General features: G+C 72.1%; 16 protein-coding genes and 1 pseudogene. 13 read left to right on the forward strand and 4 right to left on the reverse strand.

The annotated features are described in order from the left end of the window. Positions 1-148: 148 nt before the first annotated feature. Positions 149-811 carry a response regulator transcription factor gene (locus AB0H84_RS19875; RefSeq protein ID WP_357605698.1) on the forward strand — a complete coding sequence of 221 codons (663 nt, stop codon included), beginning with the start codon at positions 149-151 and terminating at the stop codon, positions 809-811. Further along, positions 808-1,977: a HAMP domain-containing sensor histidine kinase gene (locus tag AB0H84_RS19880; RefSeq protein WP_357605701.1), complete on the forward strand. Its 1,170-nt coding sequence runs from the start codon at positions 808-810 to the stop codon at positions 1,975-1,977. The genes AB0H84_RS19875 and AB0H84_RS19880 overlap by 4 nt, the downstream gene beginning before the upstream one ends. Here AB0H84_RS19880 and AB0H84_RS19885 read toward each other — a convergent pair. From AB0H84_RS19885 to AB0H84_RS19895, 3 genes and pseudogenes are all read right to left on the reverse strand, one after another. Then, positions 1,883-2,743, reverse strand: coding sequence for an alpha/beta hydrolase (locus AB0H84_RS19885; RefSeq protein ID WP_357605704.1), 861 nt, complete (start codon positions 2,741-2,743; stop codon positions 1,883-1,885). The genes AB0H84_RS19880 and AB0H84_RS19885 overlap by 95 nt on opposite strands. Positions 2,744-2,908: 165 nt before the next feature. Further along, positions 2,909-3,895 carry a sporulation protein gene (locus tag AB0H84_RS19890; protein ID WP_357605707.1) on the reverse strand — a complete coding sequence of 329 codons (987 nt, stop codon included), beginning with the start codon at positions 3,893-3,895 and terminating at the stop codon, positions 2,909-2,911. A 142-nt stretch (positions 3,896-4,037) separates the two neighbouring features. Continuing rightward, a pseudogene (locus AB0H84_RS19895) lies at positions 4,038-4,229 on the reverse strand (transposase); the annotation flags it as partial. A gap of 172 nt (positions 4,230-4,401) precedes the next feature. On the opposite strand from AB0H84_RS19895, the gene AB0H84_RS19900 reads away from it, so the two are divergent. Both AB0H84_RS19900 and AB0H84_RS19905 read left to right on the forward strand, forming a co-directional pair. Then, complete coding sequence (locus tag AB0H84_RS19900) at positions 4,402-5,280, forward strand: NAD(P)H-binding protein (RefSeq protein WP_357605709.1); 879 nt, start codon at positions 4,402-4,404, stop codon at positions 5,278-5,280. Between the two features lie 86 nt (positions 5,281-5,366). After that, positions 5,367-6,737 carry a xylan 1,4-beta-xylosidase gene (locus tag AB0H84_RS19905; RefSeq protein WP_357605712.1) on the forward strand — a complete coding sequence of 457 codons (1,371 nt, stop codon included), beginning with the start codon at positions 5,367-5,369 and terminating at the stop codon, positions 6,735-6,737. 3 nt (positions 6,738-6,740) lie between these two features. On the opposite strand, the gene AB0H84_RS19910 is transcribed toward AB0H84_RS19905, so the two are convergent. Next, entirely contained in the window at positions 6,741-7,322 is a 582-nt protein-coding gene (locus AB0H84_RS19910; RefSeq protein ID WP_357605715.1) for a TetR/AcrR family transcriptional regulator, read from the reverse strand. 79 nt (positions 7,323-7,401) lie between these two features. On the opposite strand from AB0H84_RS19910, the gene AB0H84_RS19915 reads away from it, so the two are divergent. From AB0H84_RS19915 to AB0H84_RS19955, 9 genes are all read left to right on the forward strand, one after another. Next, positions 7,402-8,199: an alpha/beta fold hydrolase gene (locus tag AB0H84_RS19915; protein ID WP_357605718.1), complete on the forward strand. Its 798-nt coding sequence runs from the start codon at positions 7,402-7,404 to the stop codon at positions 8,197-8,199. A 58-nt stretch (positions 8,200-8,257) separates the two neighbouring features. Next, positions 8,258-8,755 (forward strand): pyridoxamine 5'-phosphate oxidase, encoded by a 498-nt coding sequence (locus tag AB0H84_RS19920; protein ID WP_357605721.1) that lies wholly within the window; start codon positions 8,258-8,260, stop codon positions 8,753-8,755. Between the two features lie 136 nt (positions 8,756-8,891). Beyond that, a complete protein-coding gene (locus tag AB0H84_RS19925; protein ID WP_357605724.1) occupies positions 8,892-10,295 on the forward strand; it encodes an L-fucose/L-arabinose isomerase family protein in 1,404 nt (467 codons plus the stop codon). Between the two features lie 217 nt (positions 10,296-10,512). After that, positions 10,513-12,633 (forward strand): SpoIIE family protein phosphatase, encoded by a 2,121-nt coding sequence (locus AB0H84_RS19930; RefSeq protein ID WP_357605727.1) that lies wholly within the window; start codon positions 10,513-10,515, stop codon positions 12,631-12,633. An 86-nt stretch (positions 12,634-12,719) separates the two neighbouring features. Continuing rightward, a complete protein-coding gene (locus AB0H84_RS19935; RefSeq protein WP_357605730.1) occupies positions 12,720-14,234 on the forward strand; it encodes an ABC transporter substrate-binding protein in 1,515 nt (504 codons plus the stop codon). Further along, positions 14,234-15,199 (forward strand): ABC transporter permease, encoded by a 966-nt coding sequence (locus AB0H84_RS19940; RefSeq protein WP_357605732.1) that lies wholly within the window; start codon positions 14,234-14,236, stop codon positions 15,197-15,199. The genes AB0H84_RS19935 and AB0H84_RS19940 overlap by 1 nt, the downstream gene beginning before the upstream one ends. A gap of 17 nt (positions 15,200-15,216) precedes the next feature. Beyond that, complete coding sequence (locus AB0H84_RS19945) at positions 15,217-16,011, forward strand: ABC transporter permease (RefSeq protein WP_357605735.1); 795 nt, start codon at positions 15,217-15,219, stop codon at positions 16,009-16,011. Further along, positions 16,008-16,799: an ABC transporter ATP-binding protein gene (locus tag AB0H84_RS19950; protein ID WP_357605738.1), complete on the forward strand. Its 792-nt coding sequence runs from the start codon at positions 16,008-16,010 to the stop codon at positions 16,797-16,799. The genes AB0H84_RS19945 and AB0H84_RS19950 overlap by 4 nt, the downstream gene beginning before the upstream one ends. Next, positions 16,796-17,584, forward strand: coding sequence for an ABC transporter ATP-binding protein (locus tag AB0H84_RS19955; RefSeq protein WP_357605740.1), 789 nt, complete (start codon positions 16,796-16,798; stop codon positions 17,582-17,584). The genes AB0H84_RS19950 and AB0H84_RS19955 overlap by 4 nt, the downstream gene beginning before the upstream one ends. Position 17,585 lies beyond the last annotated feature (1 nt).

A 17,585-nucleotide genomic window follows, 5' to 3' on the forward strand; every position in this document is an offset into this window, starting at 1 on the left:
CCGACGGTTGTACGCGGCACCCGGTTCCGGCCGGGTCGCAGCCGCCGCGACCGGGCTGCGACCGGGGATCTGGCATCGTTGACGGCATGGCATCCCGACCCGGCGACCGGCCGGTCCGCCCTGCCCGCACGACCGGCGGCGAGTGGCGGTGAGGGTCCTCGTCGTCGAGGACTTCGAGGTCCTCGCCCGCTCCATCGGCACCGGGCTGCGCCGCGAGGGCATGGCCGTCGACGTCGTCCTGGACGGCACCGCCGCCCTCGACCGCCTGGCCGCCACCCGCTACGACGTGGTGATCCTCGACCGCGACCTGCCCGGCGTCCACGGGGACGAGATCTGCCGGCGGCTGGCCCACGGCCGCTGCGACACCCGCGTCCTGATGCTCACCGCCTCCGGCACGATCGAGGACCGCGTCGACGGGCTCAGCCTCGGCGCCGACGACTACCTGCCCAAGCCGTTCGCGTTCGCCGAACTGGTCGCCCGCGTCCGGGCGCTGGCCCGCCGCGCCACCCCGCCGATACCGCCCACCCTGACATGCGGGGACATCACCCTCGATCCGGCCCGCCGTACCGCGTCCCGGGCCGGGCGGCGCCTTGAGCTGAGCCCCAGGGAGTTCGCCCTGCTCGAATGCCTGCTCGCCGTGCCCGGCCTGGTGATCTCCGCCGAAGAACTGCTCGAACGCGTCTGGGACGAGGCCGCCGACCCCTTCAGCAGCGCCGTCAAGCACACCATGCACCGCTTGCGGGCCAAGCTCGGCGATCCGCCCGTGATCGAGACCGTCCGCGAAGGCGGCTACCGCATCGGACCGTCATGACCTCCCGGAAGCGGTCCCTGCAGACGCGGCTCGCGCTCGCCTACGCGGCGGGCATCTACGCCGCCGGGGTCTTCGTGGTGGTCTTCGTCGCCGTCCCGCTCGCCGGCGTCCAGTCGGCCACCTCCACGGAGCACCCCTCATCGAGCGCGATCACCGGAACCGGGTCCGGGATCAGCCTGCCCCAGCTCCTCACCGGATCCGCCGTCGCGCTGGTCCTGCTGATCCCCGTCGCCCTGGCTCTCGGCTGGTTCGTCGCCGGCCGGTTCCTGCGGCCGCTGCGCGCCATCACCGCCACCGCCAGGAGCATCTCGGCCGGAGACCTCCACCGGCGCCTCGGCCTCGGCGAGCCCACGGACGAGCTGACCGAACTCGGCCACACCCTCGACGACCTGTTCGCCCGCCTCCAGGCCGCCTTCGACGCCCAGCGCCACTTCGTCGCCAACGCCTCCCACGAGCTGCGCACCCCGCTGGCGGGCCTGCGTACCCTGCTCGAAGTCGCCCTCGCCGACCCCGACGCCGACGCAGGCGCGCTGCGCGAGGCGTGTCAGGAGGCCCTCGCTCTTGGCGGGTACCAGGAGCGGCTCGTCCAAGCGCTGCTCGCGTTGGCCACCAGCGAGCGCGGCGTCACCCGCTGGGACACCCTCGACCTCGCCCACGTCGCCGCGCGAGTGCTCGCCTCCCGCCGCGGCCAAGCCACGGAGGCAGGCATCGACCTCGCCGAACACCTGACGTCCGCGGTGACGGCCGGAGACCCGGGACTGGTCGAAAGCCTGTTCGCCAACCTCATCGACAACGCCATCCGCCACAACCACGCAGGCGGGCAGGTGAAGGTCACCACGCGGACCTCAGGCCCGCAGGCGGCACTCACGGTCACCAACAGCGGGCCGGTCATCCCCGAGGACCAGATCCAGCGGCTCTTCCAGCCCTTCCAGAAGCTGGCGCCCGATCGACACGGCCGCGGCGACGGTTACGGTCTCGGCCTCGCCATCGTCAACGCCGTCACGCACGCGCACCACGCCACCCTCACCGCCGGCGCACGCCCCGAAGGCGGCCTGTCCATCACCGTACGGTTCACGCACGGGTCTGCCGCTCCACTGCGGCGCGGAGCGCCGCACCGAACCGGTCCGGTGCGTCCAGCCATGGATGGTGCCCCGCGTCCGGGATGATGACGGCCTCGCAGCCGAGCTGTTCTCCGAGACGTCGCAGGGCATCGGCGGGGCGGCTGTCGCCCGCCCCGCCGATGATCACCGCGCCGGGCGGCAGGCGCTCACGGAGTTCGTCCACGCGCGTTTCGAGCGGGTCGGCTCTCTTCGCCGCGTTGAGCTGGGCGTTCATCGCGTAGTTGATGGGCCGCAGCGTACGGGCTGAGGCCAGCGCCCAGTCCCATGCCCGTGTCCGATCCGCGTGGTCGGTGAACCACGACAGCGTGAGGTACTCGATCTCCTCGGCGTCCGTGCGCGATTCGCTCGCATCGAGTTCATCGAGCCTGGCCTGCTGCTCGTCGGTGCGCCGTGCTCGCTGTGCTGCCAGGTCGGCTTCCCGCCACGGATCCAGGAACGGCCCGGCGATCTGGATCAGCCCGGCCACGCGCTCGGGGTGGGCCAGCAGGAAGTAGCCGGCCAGGTTGGTGCCGAACGAATGCCCCAGCAGAACGACCCGGTCATGTCCCCACGCGTCGAGCAGCAGCGCCAGGTCGCGAACGTGGCGGGCGATCGTGTGCTCTCCCTGCCAGCACGATCCGCCGGTGCCGCGCTGGTCGTAGCGGTGGACCAGGCACAGGTCGTCGATGACGGCGGCGACCGGGGCGAGATAGTCGGGAACTCCTGGGCCGCCGTGCACCATGACCACGGGTGCTCTCCGCGGAATCAGCGAGCCCGCGGTCCAGGTACGTAGCCGTGCACCGTCATCCAACTCGATCATGGTCGCGGTCATGGGCGTGAGTGTAATGTTGCGGCCGTTCACGCCGCGGTGCGGTGCCGTGGTCGCCGGTGGCGGGCCGTCTGCCGGTCCGGCGGCGGGTGGGTGAGCCGTCCCGCCGCCGTGCCGTGAACTATCGGGCGTGAGCTCTCGGGCGTGAGTTATCGGGTCAACCGCCGGTCACCAGTCGTCGCCGCCTCCCTCGTCGCCGTCGAAGAACTCCTCGGCCACTTCCTCGACGATCTCGCCCGCCACGAGCCCTCCCACGACGCCCGCGGCACCGGCGGCGGCCACCGTCCCCCAGCCGGGCCCACCGTGATGCTCCCCGTGGTGCCCGCCGTGGTGCCCGCCGTAGTAGCCGCCGTGGTGCCCGCCGTGGTGCCCGCCGTGAACGGGTCCGTAGTGGGCCAGGCCGTCCAGCCAGCGGCCGAGCTCGCTCTCCCAGTCCGTGTGGAGCGCGTCCTGGTGGCTGACGTGGAAGCGGCCGATGGCGTCGCTCGACGAGAAGCGCCCCGTACGCTTGTCCGCCTCCAGCACCACCGCGACCCCGGCGGGGTCGGTGACGAAGGTCACCTCTACCTCGCCCACCAGGCCCGCGTACCGACCCGTCGGGTAGAACTCGATCTCCTGGTAGAACGGCAGATCCTGGTGCACCCCGTAGAGATGGCCCGCCTCCAGGTCGGCCGACTTGAAGCCGAACCCGAGCCCCAGGAACGCCTCGAGGATGCGCAACTGCGACGGCAGCGGCTCGATCGCCACCATGTCGAGGTCGCCCTTGTCGACGGCCTTGGCGATGGCCAGCTCGGTGCGCACGCCCACCGCCATCCCGGTCAGCGGCTGCCCGGCGATCTCGCTGATCGGCGCCTCCCACGGCACCGCCAGCTCGAAGCCGATGACGCGCTCCTCGCCCTGGCGCAGCGTGAACGGGCCGGACACCTGGGCGCGGGAGAACTCGCCGACCCCGCCGTACTCGCCGTCCCCGTGCTCGATCTCGACCCGAGCCACCAGACCGAGGGTGACGTGCTCGATCTCGGCGTCGAAGTCGCCGCCCTTGAGCCGTACCTCCCCTCGCAGCGTCCCGCCCGGCTGGGTCCTCGGGGTGGACAGGACGGTGTCCACCGAGGGCGCGCCGACGCCGAAAGCACCCAGCATCCGTTTGAAGACCACGGCTCTTGTTCTCCTGTCGAAGATCGGTTGTGTGCCGCTGGGCTAACGATCCACGCGGACGCCCGAGTTCCGGGCCTCGGCAGGTGCACCTTATGTCCGGTCGTGGTCGCACCGTCGAGCCCGCTCCTGGCCCGCCTCCCAGGGCACGGCCCTTGATGGCCGTGACCAACGTGTGGATCCCGAACTGCGGGTCAACCTCGACCAGCAGGTGAACATGGTCGGGCATGACCTCCGGTTCCACCGGCCACGTGCCTTTCTCCGCGATCACCTCCAGGATCAGCTCTTTCAGTCGCGTCTCGATCCGTCCGCCCAGCACTGCCTGGCTGAAGCCAGGAGTCCGCGCCCTAGATCTCCGATCGACGAGTCGGCCCTGCGCACGACGACTACGTGCGTTGGGAGCGCGTCCTGCCCATCCGCCCCGACGGCTCGACCGGGTACGTCTGAGACGTGCGTCACATTCGCCCGCACCCGTCACACCCGGGCCACCGCCCCTGCTCTCAGGAGGCATGACAGAGAACACGATCCCGGTGACCGGCGCGACCGGCACCCTCGGGCGTCCCCTGGTCGAGCTGCTCGTCGCGGAGGGCGCCGCGGTCCGCGCCGTCAGCCGCGCTCCGCACGGCGCCCGCCTCCCCGCTGAGGCCGAGGTCGTCGAAGGGGACCCGTCCAGGCCGGGCACGCTCGCCCGCCACCTGGACGGCGTCACCGCGGTCTTCCTGCACTCCCGCGCCATCGGAGAGTCCGCGGGCGAGCTGCTCGCCCTGGCCAGGGAGCGCGGCGCGGGGCGGGTGGTCGCGCTGTCGGCGACGAACATCGACGAGCCGCTCGACCGGCAGCCCTCCCGCTACCGCGGCGACAGGAACAAGGAGTCCGAGGCCGCCGCCGTCGCCAGCGGCCTGAGCTGGACGAGCCTGCGGGCCGGCCCCTTCGCCTCCAACGCCGTCCAGGCGTGGGCCGCGCAGATCCGCGCGGGCGACACGGTCCGGTACGTGTCCGCGTCGTTCCGCGAGGTGCCGCTGGACGACCGGGACCTGGTCGAGGTGGCCGCCCGCGCGCTGCTCACCGACGAGCTGGCCGGGCGGCGGGCAGAGCTGACGGGCCCGCAGGCGCTGGCCCACGAGGAGATGGTGGCGATCATCGGCGCGGCGATCGGCCGGCCGCTGCGCCTCCAGGAGGTCCCGCAGGAGGCGTTCGAGCAGGGCATGATCAGGAACGGGCTCCCTGAGCCGTTCGTGCGGGCCCTGCTGGACAGGTACGTCAGGAACGTCCCCGAGCCCGTGACCGACGAGGTGGCGAAGATCCTCGGCCGCCCGGCGCGGACGTTCGCCGAGTGGGCGGCCGACCACGCGCGGCTCTTCGCCAGAGGCCCGGACGATAACGATTAGCTGTGAACCGTGCCGGCGGTGTGCCCCTTTCCCACCACCCGTGGAACGCTACAGGCGTCACGATGACGAGGATCGGGTGAGATTCGGTGGCATCGACTGGCAGGGGATGGATCAGGGGGCGGCTCGGCCGGGCGGCCGCCTTGGCGGCGGCCGTGGCTCTGGCCGTGACGGGCTGCTCCCTCGCGGACCGGGCGGAGCGGGGGACCACCGGCGCCCAGCAGGAGCGGCGCTCCCCTGCCGGGTCCCAGCCGGCGCCCGCGGACCGGCCGCGGGTGGACGAGGGCTGGCCGCGCTGGGGCTTCACGCACACGGGCGTCAGCGCCAACAACGTCAACCCTGGCTTCGAGCAGGACGTCGCCAGGCGGCTGTCGGAGACCCCGATGCTGCAGAACCAGCACATCATGGGCTTCGGCGCGCTCAACCCGGAGCCGTACCGGGGGCAGTACTACTGGGAGGACCTCGACAGCCGGCTGAACCTCATGAAGGAGTCCGGCGCCGTCCCCGTCATCACGCTCTGCTGCGCCCCCGACTGGATGAAGGGCGGCCCCGAGGGTCCCACCGAGGGCTCGGCGTGGGGGGAGCACCTGGAGGACGCCCCCTATCCGGAGCACTTCGACGACTTCGCCAGGCTGGCGGCGGCCGTGGCCTCGAGGTACACCGACGTCAAGTACTTCATGGTGTGGAACGAGCTGAAGGGCTTCTGGCGGGACCACGCCAAGCCGGCGGACTACAAGGGCTACACCGAGCTGTACAACAAGGTGTACGAGGCGGTGAAGAAGGTCCGGCCTGACGCCAAGGTCGGCGGCCCGTATCTCGGCTTCGACAGCAACAAGGGCGGCGACTCCGAGCTGCGCGGCGACTGGGGAGTCGTCAACCAGCACGTCCTCGACGCCTTCGATTACTGGTTCGAGCACAAGAAGGGCGCCGACTTCGTCGTGGTCGACGGCGCCTCGCCCACCGACGCCCACGAGCTGCTGCCCGACGAGTTCGGGGCGCTGGAGAAGTTCGCCGCGGTCACCAGGTGGCTGCGCAACAAGGTGGGCGACCTGCCGGTCTGGTGGTCGGAGTGGTACTTCGTGCCCGAGGACGGCACGACGTGGCCGGAGCCCAAGCGGCTCGCCGTACAGGCCGCCTCGATGATCGAGTTCGCGCGGAGCGGCGCTGCCACGGCGCTGTACTGGAACCCGCAGACCAAGGACGGAGCCTGCCGGGCGTGCCTGTGGGACCCGCGCAGCGGCGCGGAGACGCCGACCGGGCGGCTGCTGGCGGACTTCGTCCGGTGGTTCCCCGCCGGAGCAGAGCTGGAGCAGGTCACCTCGTCGGACGCCAAGGTGCGGGTGCTGGCCCAGCCCGAGCGGCTGCTGCTGGTCAACACCGCCGACGCCGAGGTCACCACGACCGTGGACGGCAAGGAGTACACGCTCAGGCCGTACGAGGTGAAGTGGACCGGCCGCTGACAGTCAGCGGGCCTCGCGCAACAGGGCGAGAGCCGCCTGCTTGGCCAGCCGCGCGGCCTCGCCCTCCCCGTGGTGGTCGGCGAGCACCGTGGCGCCCTCCACCAGCATGAGCAGCTGCCTGCCCAGCGCCTCAGGAGCACGGGCGCCGGCCCGGCGGGCGATGTCGGTCAGCAGCTCGAGGTGCCGGTCGAGGTGCCGGGCGGCGACGGCCCGCGGCGGCCCCTCGTGCCACTGGGTCGAGGCGTTGACGATCGCGCAGCCGCGGAAGGCGGGCTCGGCGTACCAGCTCCCGAGCGCGTCGAAGACGGCGGCGAGCTGGTCGGCGGGCTCGTCACCCGCGCCGGCCGCGGCCTCGCGCAGCCAGCGCACGACGTGGTCGCTGCGGGCCTCGAGCACGGCCTCGACGAGCCCGTCCTTCGAGCCGAAGTGCCGGTAGAGCGTCTCCTTGGACGCGCCGACGCGCGCGCACAGCTCCGCCACCCCGACGCCGTCGAGCCCCCGCTCGTACAGCAGGGTCGTGGCGGCGCGCAGGATCGTCGCCCGGGTCTGCGCGGGGTCGAGTGATGCGCCTTTGGGTACGGGCATGCGGGAGATGGTACCGGACGGTTCCAACTCTCTGCTAAGTTCCTCATCGAACCGACCAGTTCGATGATGGAGATCGCGCATGGCTCTCAGTGCTCTCACTCCCCCGGCCGGCACGCCGGCGGTCACGTTCGACAGCGGCGGCGAGCGGCTGCTCGGCGTCCTGCACCTCCCTGCGGGTCCGGGGCCCCATCCGATCGTGGTGCTCCTGCACGGCTTCCCGGGGAACGAGCGCAACTTCGACGTGGCCCAGGCGTTGCGGCGGGCAGGCTACGCGGCGCTGGTGTTCCACTATCGGGGCTCGTGGGGCGTGGGCGGGTCCTACTCGTGGCGGCACGCGCTGGAGGACACGGCCCGGGTGGTGGAGGCGGTACGCGGGGACTCCCGGCTTGATGCGGCGCGGCTGGCCCTGGTGGGGCACAGTATGGGCGGGTTCGTGGCGTTGATGACGGCCGCCGCCGATCCGGCGGTCCGCGCGGTCGCCTCGGTGGCGGCCTTCGACATGGGCGCCGCCGCGGCCGGCTGCGCGGATCCGGCGGTGCGGGCGGCGTACGTACGGGATTTCGACGGCGAGTTGCTGCCGCTACGCGGCACCAGTGGTGCAGCGTTGGTGGCCGAGATGGAGGCCAACGGCGCGGAGTGGAGCCTCGCCAGCCTCGCCCCGCGCCTGGCCGGCCGCCCGGTGCTCCTCATCGGCACCGGCCGCGACCCCGTCACCCCTGCGGAGACCCACCACCATCCGCTGGTCCGGGCCTTCGGGTCGCATCCGGCGGCACAGCTGGAGCACCACCTTTTCCCGACCGACCACGCGCTCTCCGACCACCGGGTGGAGCTGACCGATACGGTCACGGACTTCCTGGACCGCACGCTGCGCCACTGACCGATGAGTTTCCGGTGGGTCTGGGGTCCATACCTTCGGACGAAGGAAGGAAATGACCATGGCAGACCTCTCGCAGGGTGACGTGCGGTTGCTGGAGACCGACATCGCACAGCGCCTGCTGCACTCGACGATTCCGGCACGTCTCGCGTACGTGGCGACCGACGGGACCCCTCGGGTGATGTCCACCTGGTACGTCTGGAACGGCGAAGAACTCGTCATGGCGACGTACGTCAACTGCCCCCCGATGGGGATCACCCACCCGGCCCGGCGGCTGCGAGCCCTGCGCGCCAACCCCGACGTCGCCGTCACCATCGACACCGAGTCCCAGCCGCCGGACGTGCTCCTGCTGCGCGGCCGTGTCTCCATCACCGAAGTCGACGGCATGGTGCCCGAACAGGCCCAGGCGGCGCGCCGTTTCCTGGGCGAGGAGGGCGGCGCCGGCTACGTCGCCCAGGCCGATCATCCCGCGACGAGGATGGCCCGCATCGCCCTCCGCCCCACCTGGGTGGGCGTCCTCGACTTCCAGACCCGCCTCCCCGGCATCCTCGGCGCCTGACCGCCCGGGAAGAAGGGGGCTGCCGGTCGATTACCTCTCGGCCGACCGTTGCGCTCTGGTGAGGTTTCGGAAAGGATCTATACTTTTGTCCGAAACTTCCCGGCATCCTCCCTTCACCCCTCAGGAGGGCTTCACCGTGGCACGCAAGACGAAGACCCGCATCGGACTGGTAGCCGGCGGGCTGGGCGCGTACTGGCCGCAGTTCCCCGATCTCCTGCCCCAGCTCCAGCGATCGGCCGCACGGGTCTCTGAACGGATGCGGGAGCTGGACGCGGAGATCGTGGACGTCGGGTTCATCTCCGACGCTCAGGAGGGCGCGGTGGCGGCCGAGAAGCTCCGGGCCGCCGACTGCGACCTCATCGTCGGGTTCCTCACCACCTACATGACGGCCACCATGCTCGTGCCGATCGCGCAGCGCAGCGGCGCCCCCGTGCTGCTGATCAACCTGCAGCCAACCGAGTCGATGGAGCACGCCACGTTCGACACCGGCCAGTGGCTGGCCTACTGCGGCGCCTGCCCGCTGCCCGAGATGGCCAACGCCTTCCAGCGGTGCGGCATCCCGTTCCGCTCGGTGTCGGGCTACCTGGAGGACGAGCGCGCCTGGGCCAGGATCACGAGCTGGGTGCGGGCGGCCGGGGCGCGCGCCGCCCTGCGGCACGGCCGCCACGGTCTGATGGGCCACCTCTACCCGGGCATGCTGGACGTCTCCACCGACCTCACGCTCGTCTCGGCGAACTTCGGCGGGCACGTCGAGGTGCTGGAATTCGACGACCTGCGGGTACGCGTGGAGAAGGTCACCGACGCCGAGGTCGCCGCCAAGCGGGCCGAGGCCGAGAAGATCTTCGAGATGGCCGACAGCGTCAACGAGATCGACCTGGAGTGGGCCTGCCGCGTCTCCGTCGGCCTCGACCGGCTGGTCGAGGACTTCTCGCTGGACAGCCTGGCGTACTACCACCGGGGCCTGGACGGCGAGATGCACGAGCGGCTCGGCGCCGGGATGATCCTGGGCGCGTCCCTGCTCACCGCGCGCGGCATCCCGGCGGCGGGCGAGTACGAGCTCCGTACCAGCCTGGCCATGCTGATCATGGACCGGCTGGGCGCGGGCGGATCGTTCACCGAGCTCCAGGCGCTGGACTTCCACCGCGGCCACGTCGAGATGGGCCACGACGGCCCCGCCCACCTGGCCATCAGCGCCCGCCGGCCGCTGCTGCGCGGACTCGGGGTCTACCACGGCAAGCGCGGGTGGGGCGTCTCGGTGGAGTTCGACGTCAAGCACGGGCCGGTGACGGCGTTCGGCATCATCCAGCGCCGCGACGGCCGCTTCGCCCTGGTGGCCTCGGAGGGCGAGACCGTGGACGGGCCGCACCTGCAGATCGGCAACACCACCTCCCGCGTGGACTTCGGCCGGGATCCCGGCGAGTGGACCGACGACTGGAGCGCCACCGGCATGTCCCACCACTGGGCGCTCGGCACCGGCCACCGCGCGGCGGAGCTGAAGGCCCTCGCCCACCTGCTGGACGCGGAGTTCGTCCAGATCTGACCCGCACCGCTCCCCGACCCGGCCGCCGATGTGGGCACGGCGGCCGGGCCGGCGCCGCCTGCGTCGCTACATGACGGACATTTCGCAATTACGTCAAGCGGGATCTTCCTCCGCGCCGTTTTCCTAGATCTATGCGCTAGCGCAACGTAAGCAATCTGCTACATGCGTACGGGTATCCTGCCCGATATGAGTGGTTTTTGCCGATTCTGGTGCTCACGTGACGGGCGCCAAGCGGGCTGAGGCGGCGCAGCAGCACGCCGCGCCGCCGAGCCGCTCGTCCCGCCTGGACGAGCTGCTGGTCGAGGCCGCCGTCAGCACCGGAGCGCACATCGGCGCCACGTACCTCATGGACGAGGACGGCGCGGTCCTCCGCATGGACGCGCACCTGGGACTCCCCGCGCTGATCGCCAGGGCGTGGGCCAGGATCAGGACGAACGACCCGGTGCCGATCGCCATGACGGTGCGCAGGCGGCGGCTGCTGTGGCTCGCCGGCCTGGAGGACCTGGCGCGCATGTCCCCGGCTGCGGCGCTGTCCCTCCCCTACCACTTCGCGGTCGCGGGCTCACCCATCCGCAGCGGCGACACCGACTGGGGCGGGTTCCTGCTGCTCTGGCCGGGCGGCCGGGTGGCCCGGCTCTCGCAGCGCCAGCTCGAGCTCATCGAGAACGCCTCCGCCAGGATGGCCGAGGTGCTCCAGGAGGCCGCCGCGCAGGGGCGCCCGATCCGGCCGGGGTCGCAGCCCCGCGCGCTCGACCTGCGGCCGGAGGCCGACCCGAAGGCCGATCTGGTCGCGCTCGACTGCCTCAACCGCCTGCCCGAGGGCTACTGCTCGCTGGACACGGAGGGGCGCGTGACCCTCCTGACGGCCCCGGCCGCCGACCTGCTGCGCAGCTCCACCTCCGAACTGCTCGGCAGGCGGCTGTGGGACGCACTGCCGTGGATGGACGACCCCGCGTACGTGGACCGCTACCGTGCCGCGGTCGTCGGCAGCCAGGACACCCGCTTCACGGCGCGCGACCCCGCGGGGCAGCAGCTGTCGTTCCGCCTCTTCCCCGGCCTGACCGGGATCTCCATGCGCATCACGCCGAGTGCGGACGCCCGCGTTCCCGGCCGGCTGGCCGGCTGCGCCGAGCGGTCGTCGAAGACCGTCGCCCTGCACGAGATGCTGCAGCTGGCCACCACCCTGTCGCGGGCGGTGACCGCGCAGGAGGTGGTCGAGCTGGTGGCCGACCACGTCATGCCGCTCTACAACGTCCAGGCCCTGTGCATCCTCACCTCGAAGGGCGGCCGGCTGCGCGTGGACGCCTCGCGCGGCTACAGCAAGGAGGCCATCGAGGAGTTCGACGGCCGTCCCGTGATCCTGCCCAACCCGGCGAACCACTCCTTCGACGCCTGCCAGCCGGCGTTCTACTGCACGTGGGACGAGCTGCGCCGGGCCTACCCGGACGCGGTCCGCTCGGACGACATGTCGGCCTGGGCGTTCCTGCCGCTGGTCACCTCGGGCCACCCGATCGGCACCTGCATCCTCGCGTACGACCGCCCGCACCAGTTCAGCGCCGACGAGCGGGCCACGCTCACCGCGCTCGCCGGGCTGATCGCGCAGGCGTTCGAGCGGGCCCGGCTCTACGACGTCAAGCATCAGCTCGCCCAGTGCCTGCAGCAGAGCCTGCTGCCGCGCACGCTGCCCGAGGTCCCCGGCCTCGAGCTGGCCGCCCGCTACCTGCCCGCCACGCCGGGGATGGACATCGGCGGCGACTTCTACGACCTCATCCGCCTCAGCGACACCATGGCCGCGGCCGTCATCGGCGACGTGCAGGGCCACGACATGACCGCCGCCGCGCTCATGGGCCAGGTGCGCACCGCCATCCACGCCCACGCCACCGCCGGGGCCACCCCCGGCGAGGTGCTCGCGCACACCAACCGGCTGCTCTGCGAGCTGGCCCCCGACCGGTTCACCAGCTGCCTGTACATCAGCCTCGACCTGCGCAAGCGCACGGCCTGCCTGGCCGGCGCGGGCCACCTGCCGCCGCTGCTCGCCCGGCCCGGCCGGCGCACCCAGATCCTCGACCACTCCCCCGGGCTGCTGCTCGGCGTGGAGCATGACGCCGAGTACACCACCTCGGAGCTGCCCCTGCCGCCCGGCTCCGTCCTGGCCCTCTACACCGACGGCCTGATCGAGAAGCCGGGGGTCGGGCTCGGCCAGTCCATCGGCGAACTGGCCGAGCGCTTCACGCCCTCGACCGGCGAGCCCCTGCACGACCTGGCGGAGTCGCTCATCAAAGGGGTCACCGTCGAGCAGCGTACGGACGACATCGCCGTACTTCTCTGCCGGACCTGAGCACCCCCCTTGACCTGTGGAACGCACAAGGACGATATAGTCCCACCAAACCTACCCATTTAGTGCGTATTCCCTCAGGAGCTATCTTGACCAGCAAGTTCGCCGGCGTAGCGGCAGCCCTCGCCCTGGCCCTCGCCGCGTGCGGCTCGGGGAACGCGGGCGGGAGCGGCGCGCCGGGCCAAGGGCCGGGCGCGCCCGACGCCGGGGCCGTGATCGAGATCGGCTCCCTGTACGAGCCGCAGAACCTCGACAACACCGCCGGTGGCGGACAGGGCGTGACCGAGGCGTTCAACGGCAACGTCTACGAGGGCCTGTTCAAGCTGACCGACGACGGCAAGGTCGAGCCGCTGCTCGCCGAGGGCCACGAGGTCTCCCCCGACGGCCTCACGTACACGTTCAAGCTCCGCAAGGGCGTGAAGTTCCACTCGGGCAAGGCGCTGACCGCGGCCGACGTGAAGTCCAGCATCGAACGCGTCATCGCGGACGGCTCCCAGTCGGCGCGCAAGAGCAGCCTCGAGGCGATCAAGTCAGTGGCGGCCCCCGACGACGGCACCGTCGTGGTCAAGCTGAAGAGCCGGTCGATCTCGCTGGTGTACAACCTCTCGTACGTGTGGATCGTGAACGCCGCCGCCAAGGACCTGGCCACGGGCGAGGACGGCACGGGGCCGTACCAGCTGGGGTCGTGGAAGCGCGGCTCCACGCTCAGCCTGGAGCGCTTCCCCGGCTACTGGGGCACCCCGCCCGCCAACAACGGCGCGGTCTTCCACTACTTCACCGACGCCGCCGCGCTCAACAACGCGCTGCTGACGAACGCCGTGGACGTCGTCACCAGCGAGCAGAGCCCCGACGCGCTGGCCCAGTTCACCGGCAACCCGGACTACAAGGTCAGCGAGGGCCACTCCACGACCAAGCTGCTGCTCGCCTTCAACGACCGGAAGCCCCCGTTCGACAAGCCGCTCGTGCGCAAGGCCGTCTCCTCCGCCATCGACGACGCCAAGCTGCTGCAGTCGATCTGGGCGGGCCACGGCAGCGTCATCGGCTCGATGGTGCCGCCGACCGACCCGTGGTACGAGGACCTGACCAAGGTGAACCCGTACGACGTGGAGCTGGCCAAGCGGCAGCTCGCCGAGGCCGGATACCCCAAGGGCTTCCGCTTCACGCTCGAGACGCCCAACTACGACCCGCACCCGACGGCCGCCACGTTCATCAAGAGCGAGCTGGCCAAGGTCGGCATCACGGTCGACGTCCACGTCATCACCGCCGACCAGTGGTACTCGAAGGTGTATAAGGACCGCGACTTCGCCGCCACGCTGCAGGAGCACGTCAACGACCGCGACGTGGTCTGGTACGGCGACCCGGACTTCTACTGGGGCTACGACAACAAGCAGGTCACCGAGTGGATCGAGCAGGCCGAGCAGGCCAGGACCGAACAGGAGCAGACCGACCTGCTGAAGAAGGCCAACCGGCAGATCGCCGAGGATGCCGCGAGCGACTGGATCTATCTCTACCCGCAGATCGTCGTGGCCTCCTCGAAGCTGTCGGGCTACCCGGTCAACGGCCTGAACTCGCAGTTCTACGTGTACGGGATCAAGAAGGGCTGATGGCGCGCTACCTGCTGCGGCGCACCGCCTTCCTGCTGGGCTCCCTGCTGCTGGCGGCCTCGGCGCTGTTCGTGCTGCTGCGGCTGCTGCCCGGCGACCCCGCGAACGCGCTGCTGCCGGTCGGCGCAACGCCCGAACAGATCGCGGCGGCGCGCCGGCAGATCGGCTCCGACCTGCCGCTGCCGGAGCAGTTCGGCGCCTGGCTGGGCGGGCTGGCCCGGCTCGACCTGGGCACGTCGCTGGTCAGCAGGCTGCCCGTCGGCTCGGAGATCGCCGGGCGGCTGGCCGTCACCGTGCCGCTGACGCTGCTGGCGTTCGCGCTGGCGGTCGCCGTGGCGCTGCCGGTGGGCTTCCTGGCGGCGTGGCGGGCGGAGCGGTGGTACGGGCCGCTGCTGAACGGGATCGCCCAGCTCGGCATCGCGGTGCCGGTGTTCTGGATCGGGATGCTGCTGGTGACGGTCTTCGCGCTGCGCCTGCGGCTGCTGCCGGCGGGCGGGTTCCCGCGCGAGGACTGGGCGGACCCGGCACGGGCCCTGACGTCGCTGGCGCTGCCCGTCGTCACCATCGCGGTCGTCATGTCGGCCTCGCTCATCCGGTACGTCCGCGCGGCCACCGTCGACGTGCTGGGCAGCGACTACCTGCGTACAGCACGGGCGCTCGGCTCGTCGTTCGCGGGCGCGATGTGGCGGCACGGGCTGCGCAACGCCTCCGTGCCCGTCATCTCGATCCTCGGCATCGAGCTGGCCACGACGTTCCTGGGCGCGGTGGTCGTGGAGAGCGTGTTCGCACTGCCGGGGCTCGGGACCTTCCTGGTCAAAGGCATCGCGGAGCACGACTACCCGGTCATCCAGGGCGTGCTGGCGGTCAGCACCTTCGCGGTGCTGGTGATCGGGTTCGCCGCCGACGTCGCGCAGCGGCTGGTCGATCCGCGCCTGCGGGCGCACGTCGCCGGGGGCCGCCCGTGAGGGGGCGGCGGTCGCTCGTGAGGGGGCGGCGGTCGCTCGTGATCGGGTGCGTGCTGGTGGGGGCCGTCCTCGCGGTGGCCGTCGTGTCGCTGGTCTGGCTGCCGTACGATCCGTCGGACACCTCCGGCGGGCGCCTGTCGCCGCCGGGCGGCCCCCACCTGCTCGGCACCGACAAGCTGGGCCGCGACCTGCTCACCCAGCTCATGGTGGGCGCCCGGATCGCGCTGACGGTCGGCGCCGGCTCCGTGCTGCTGGGCGGCGTGCTCGGCGTGGCGGCGGGGCTGGCCGCCGGGTTCGCGACCCGCTGGCTGGACGACGTCCTGTCGGCCGGGCTGGACATCCTCATCGCGTTCCCGACGCTGCTGCTGGCGATGCTCGTGGCCGCGGTGCGCGAGGCGTCGCTCGGCTCGGCCGTGCTCGCGATCGGGCTGGCCATGTCGGCCGTCGTGGCCCGGCTGACGAGGGTGCTGGTGAAGCGGGTGCTCACGCAGGACTACATCACGGCCTCCCGTACGTCCGGCGCCTCGTGGCCGCGTGTGATCGTCGAGCACGTGCTGCCGAACATCTGGCCGACCCTCCTCGTCAACCTGGCCCTGCAGCTCGGCCTGGCCGTGCTGGCCGAGGCGTCGCTGTCGTACCTGGGCCTCGGCCCGCCGCCGCCGAACGCCTCGTGGGGCCGCCTGCTGCAGGAGGCGCAGGCCACCGTGCTGACCGCGCCGACCGGCGCCGTCGCGCCCGGCGTGCTGCTCGTCGTCCTCGTGGTGGGCGTGAACCTGCTGGCCGACGGCCTGCGCGATCGGAGGGCCCGGTGACACCGCTGGAGGTGGAGGACCTGTCCGTACGGCGGGCGGACGGCCATGAGCTGCTGCGCGGCCTGTCGTTCTCCCTCGGGCCCGGCGAGCGGCTCGGCCTGGTCGGCGAGTCCGGCTCGGGCAAGTCGCTGACCGCGCTGGCCGTCATGGGCCTGCTCCCCTCGGGCATGGCCGCGTCCGGCAGCGTGCTGCTGGGCGGGACCCAGGTCATCGGCGCCCCGGCCCGGCGGCTGGACGGCGTGCGTGGGCGGGTCGCGAGCGTGGTCTTCCAGGAGCCGCTGGCGGCGCTGGACCCGCTGATGCGGGTCGGCGGGCAGATCGCGGAGCCGATCCGGCGCCGCCGCGGGCTGCGCGGCGGCCGGCTGCGCGCCGCCGTGCTGGCGGCCCTGTCGGAGGTGCGCCTGCCGGAACGGGTGGCGAGGGCGTACCCGCACGAGATCTCCGGCGGGCAGCGGCAGCGGGTGGCCATCGCGATGGCGCTGGCCTGCGAGCCCGGCCTGCTGATCGCCGACGAGCCGACCACGGCGCTGGACGTCACCGTTCAGGCGGAGGTGCTGGCGCTGCTCGACGGGCTGGTGACGGGCAGAGGGATGGCCCTGCTCTTCATCGGGCACGACCTGGCCGTGGTCGCGGACGTGGCCGACCGGGTCGTGGTGCTCAAGGACGGCTCCATGGTGGAGTCGGGAAGGACACGTGACATCGTGCGCGAGCCGCGCCACGCGTACACGCGCTCTCTGGTGGACAGCGCCTGGGCCCTGGAGGGCGAGCTGGATCGGCTGGCCCCATGAGCGCCGCCGTGCTGGCCGCTCATGAGGCCGGGTTCGCCTACAGAGGCGGGCCGCCGGTGCTGGACGGGGTCTCCGTCGCCGTGACGGCGGGGCGCAACCTGGCGCTGGTCGGCGAGTCCGGCGCGGGCAAGACCACCCTGCTGCGGCTGCTGCTCGGGCTGGCCAGGCCGACCTCCGGTCAGGTCCTCTTCGACGGCGCCGAGCTGTCGCCGCGTGACCGGGCCTTCAGGAGCGCCGTCCAGCCGGTGTTCCAGGATCCGTACTCGTCGCTGGATCCCCGCCAGCGGGTGGGCCGGATCGTCTCCGAGCCGCTCCGCGCGATGGGCCTGCTCGCCCCGGGCTCCAGGGCGGCCAGGCGGCGGGAGGCGGCCGAGCGGGTGGCCGAGGCGCTGGAGTCGGTCGGGCTGCCCGCGGACGCCGCGCGCCGCTACCCGCACGAGTTCTCGGGCGGGCAGCGGCAGCGCGTCGCGATCGCCAGGGCCGTGGTGTCCGGGCCCCGCGTGCTGCTCGCCGACGAGCCGGTCAGCGCGCTGGACGTCTCGACCAGGGTGCGCGTGGTCGAGCTGCTGGCCGAGCTGGGCGAGAGCCGGGGGCTGACGGTGGTGGTCGTCTCGCACGACCTGAGCGTGGTGGCCGCGCTGTGCCAGGAGACGGCGGTCATCGAACGCGGCCGGATCGTGGAGCAGGGCTCGACGGCGAAGGTGCTCGGGTCGCCGGAGCACCCATACACGCGCCGACTCATCGAGAGCGTCCCGCGCCTCAGCCGCGCCGCGCGCCTGCGGTGAG

The sequence above is a fragment of the Nonomuraea sp. NPDC050786 genome, assembly GCF_040654115.1.
GTDB lineage: Bacteria > Actinomycetota > Actinomycetes > Streptosporangiales > Streptosporangiaceae > Nonomuraea.

What these genes read in the sequence shown, in the direction of transcription:
- AB0H84_RS19880 (WP_357605701.1), top strand. Translation starts at nt 808, where the DNA reads ATGACCTCCCGGAAGCGGTCCCTGCAGACGCGGCTCGCGCTCGCCTAC.
- AB0H84_RS19885 (WP_357605704.1), bottom strand. Translation starts at nt 2,743, where the DNA reads ATGACCGCGACCATGATCGAGTTGGATGACGGTGCACGGCTACGTACC.
- AB0H84_RS19900 (WP_357605709.1), top strand. Translation starts at nt 4,402, where the DNA reads ATGACAGAGAACACGATCCCGGTGACCGGCGCGACCGGCACCCTCGGG.
- AB0H84_RS19910 (WP_357605715.1), bottom strand. Translation starts at nt 7,322, where the DNA reads ATGCCCGTACCCAAAGGCGCATCACTCGACCCCGCGCAGACCCGGGCG.
- AB0H84_RS19915 (WP_357605718.1), top strand. Translation starts at nt 7,402, where the DNA reads ATGGCTCTCAGTGCTCTCACTCCCCCGGCCGGCACGCCGGCGGTCACG.
- AB0H84_RS19920 (WP_357605721.1), top strand. Translation starts at nt 8,258, where the DNA reads ATGGCAGACCTCTCGCAGGGTGACGTGCGGTTGCTGGAGACCGACATC.
- AB0H84_RS19940 (WP_357605732.1), top strand. Translation starts at nt 14,234, where the DNA reads ATGGCGCGCTACCTGCTGCGGCGCACCGCCTTCCTGCTGGGCTCCCTG.
- AB0H84_RS19955 (WP_357605740.1), top strand. Translation starts at nt 16,796, where the DNA reads ATGAGCGCCGCCGTGCTGGCCGCTCATGAGGCCGGGTTCGCCTACAGA.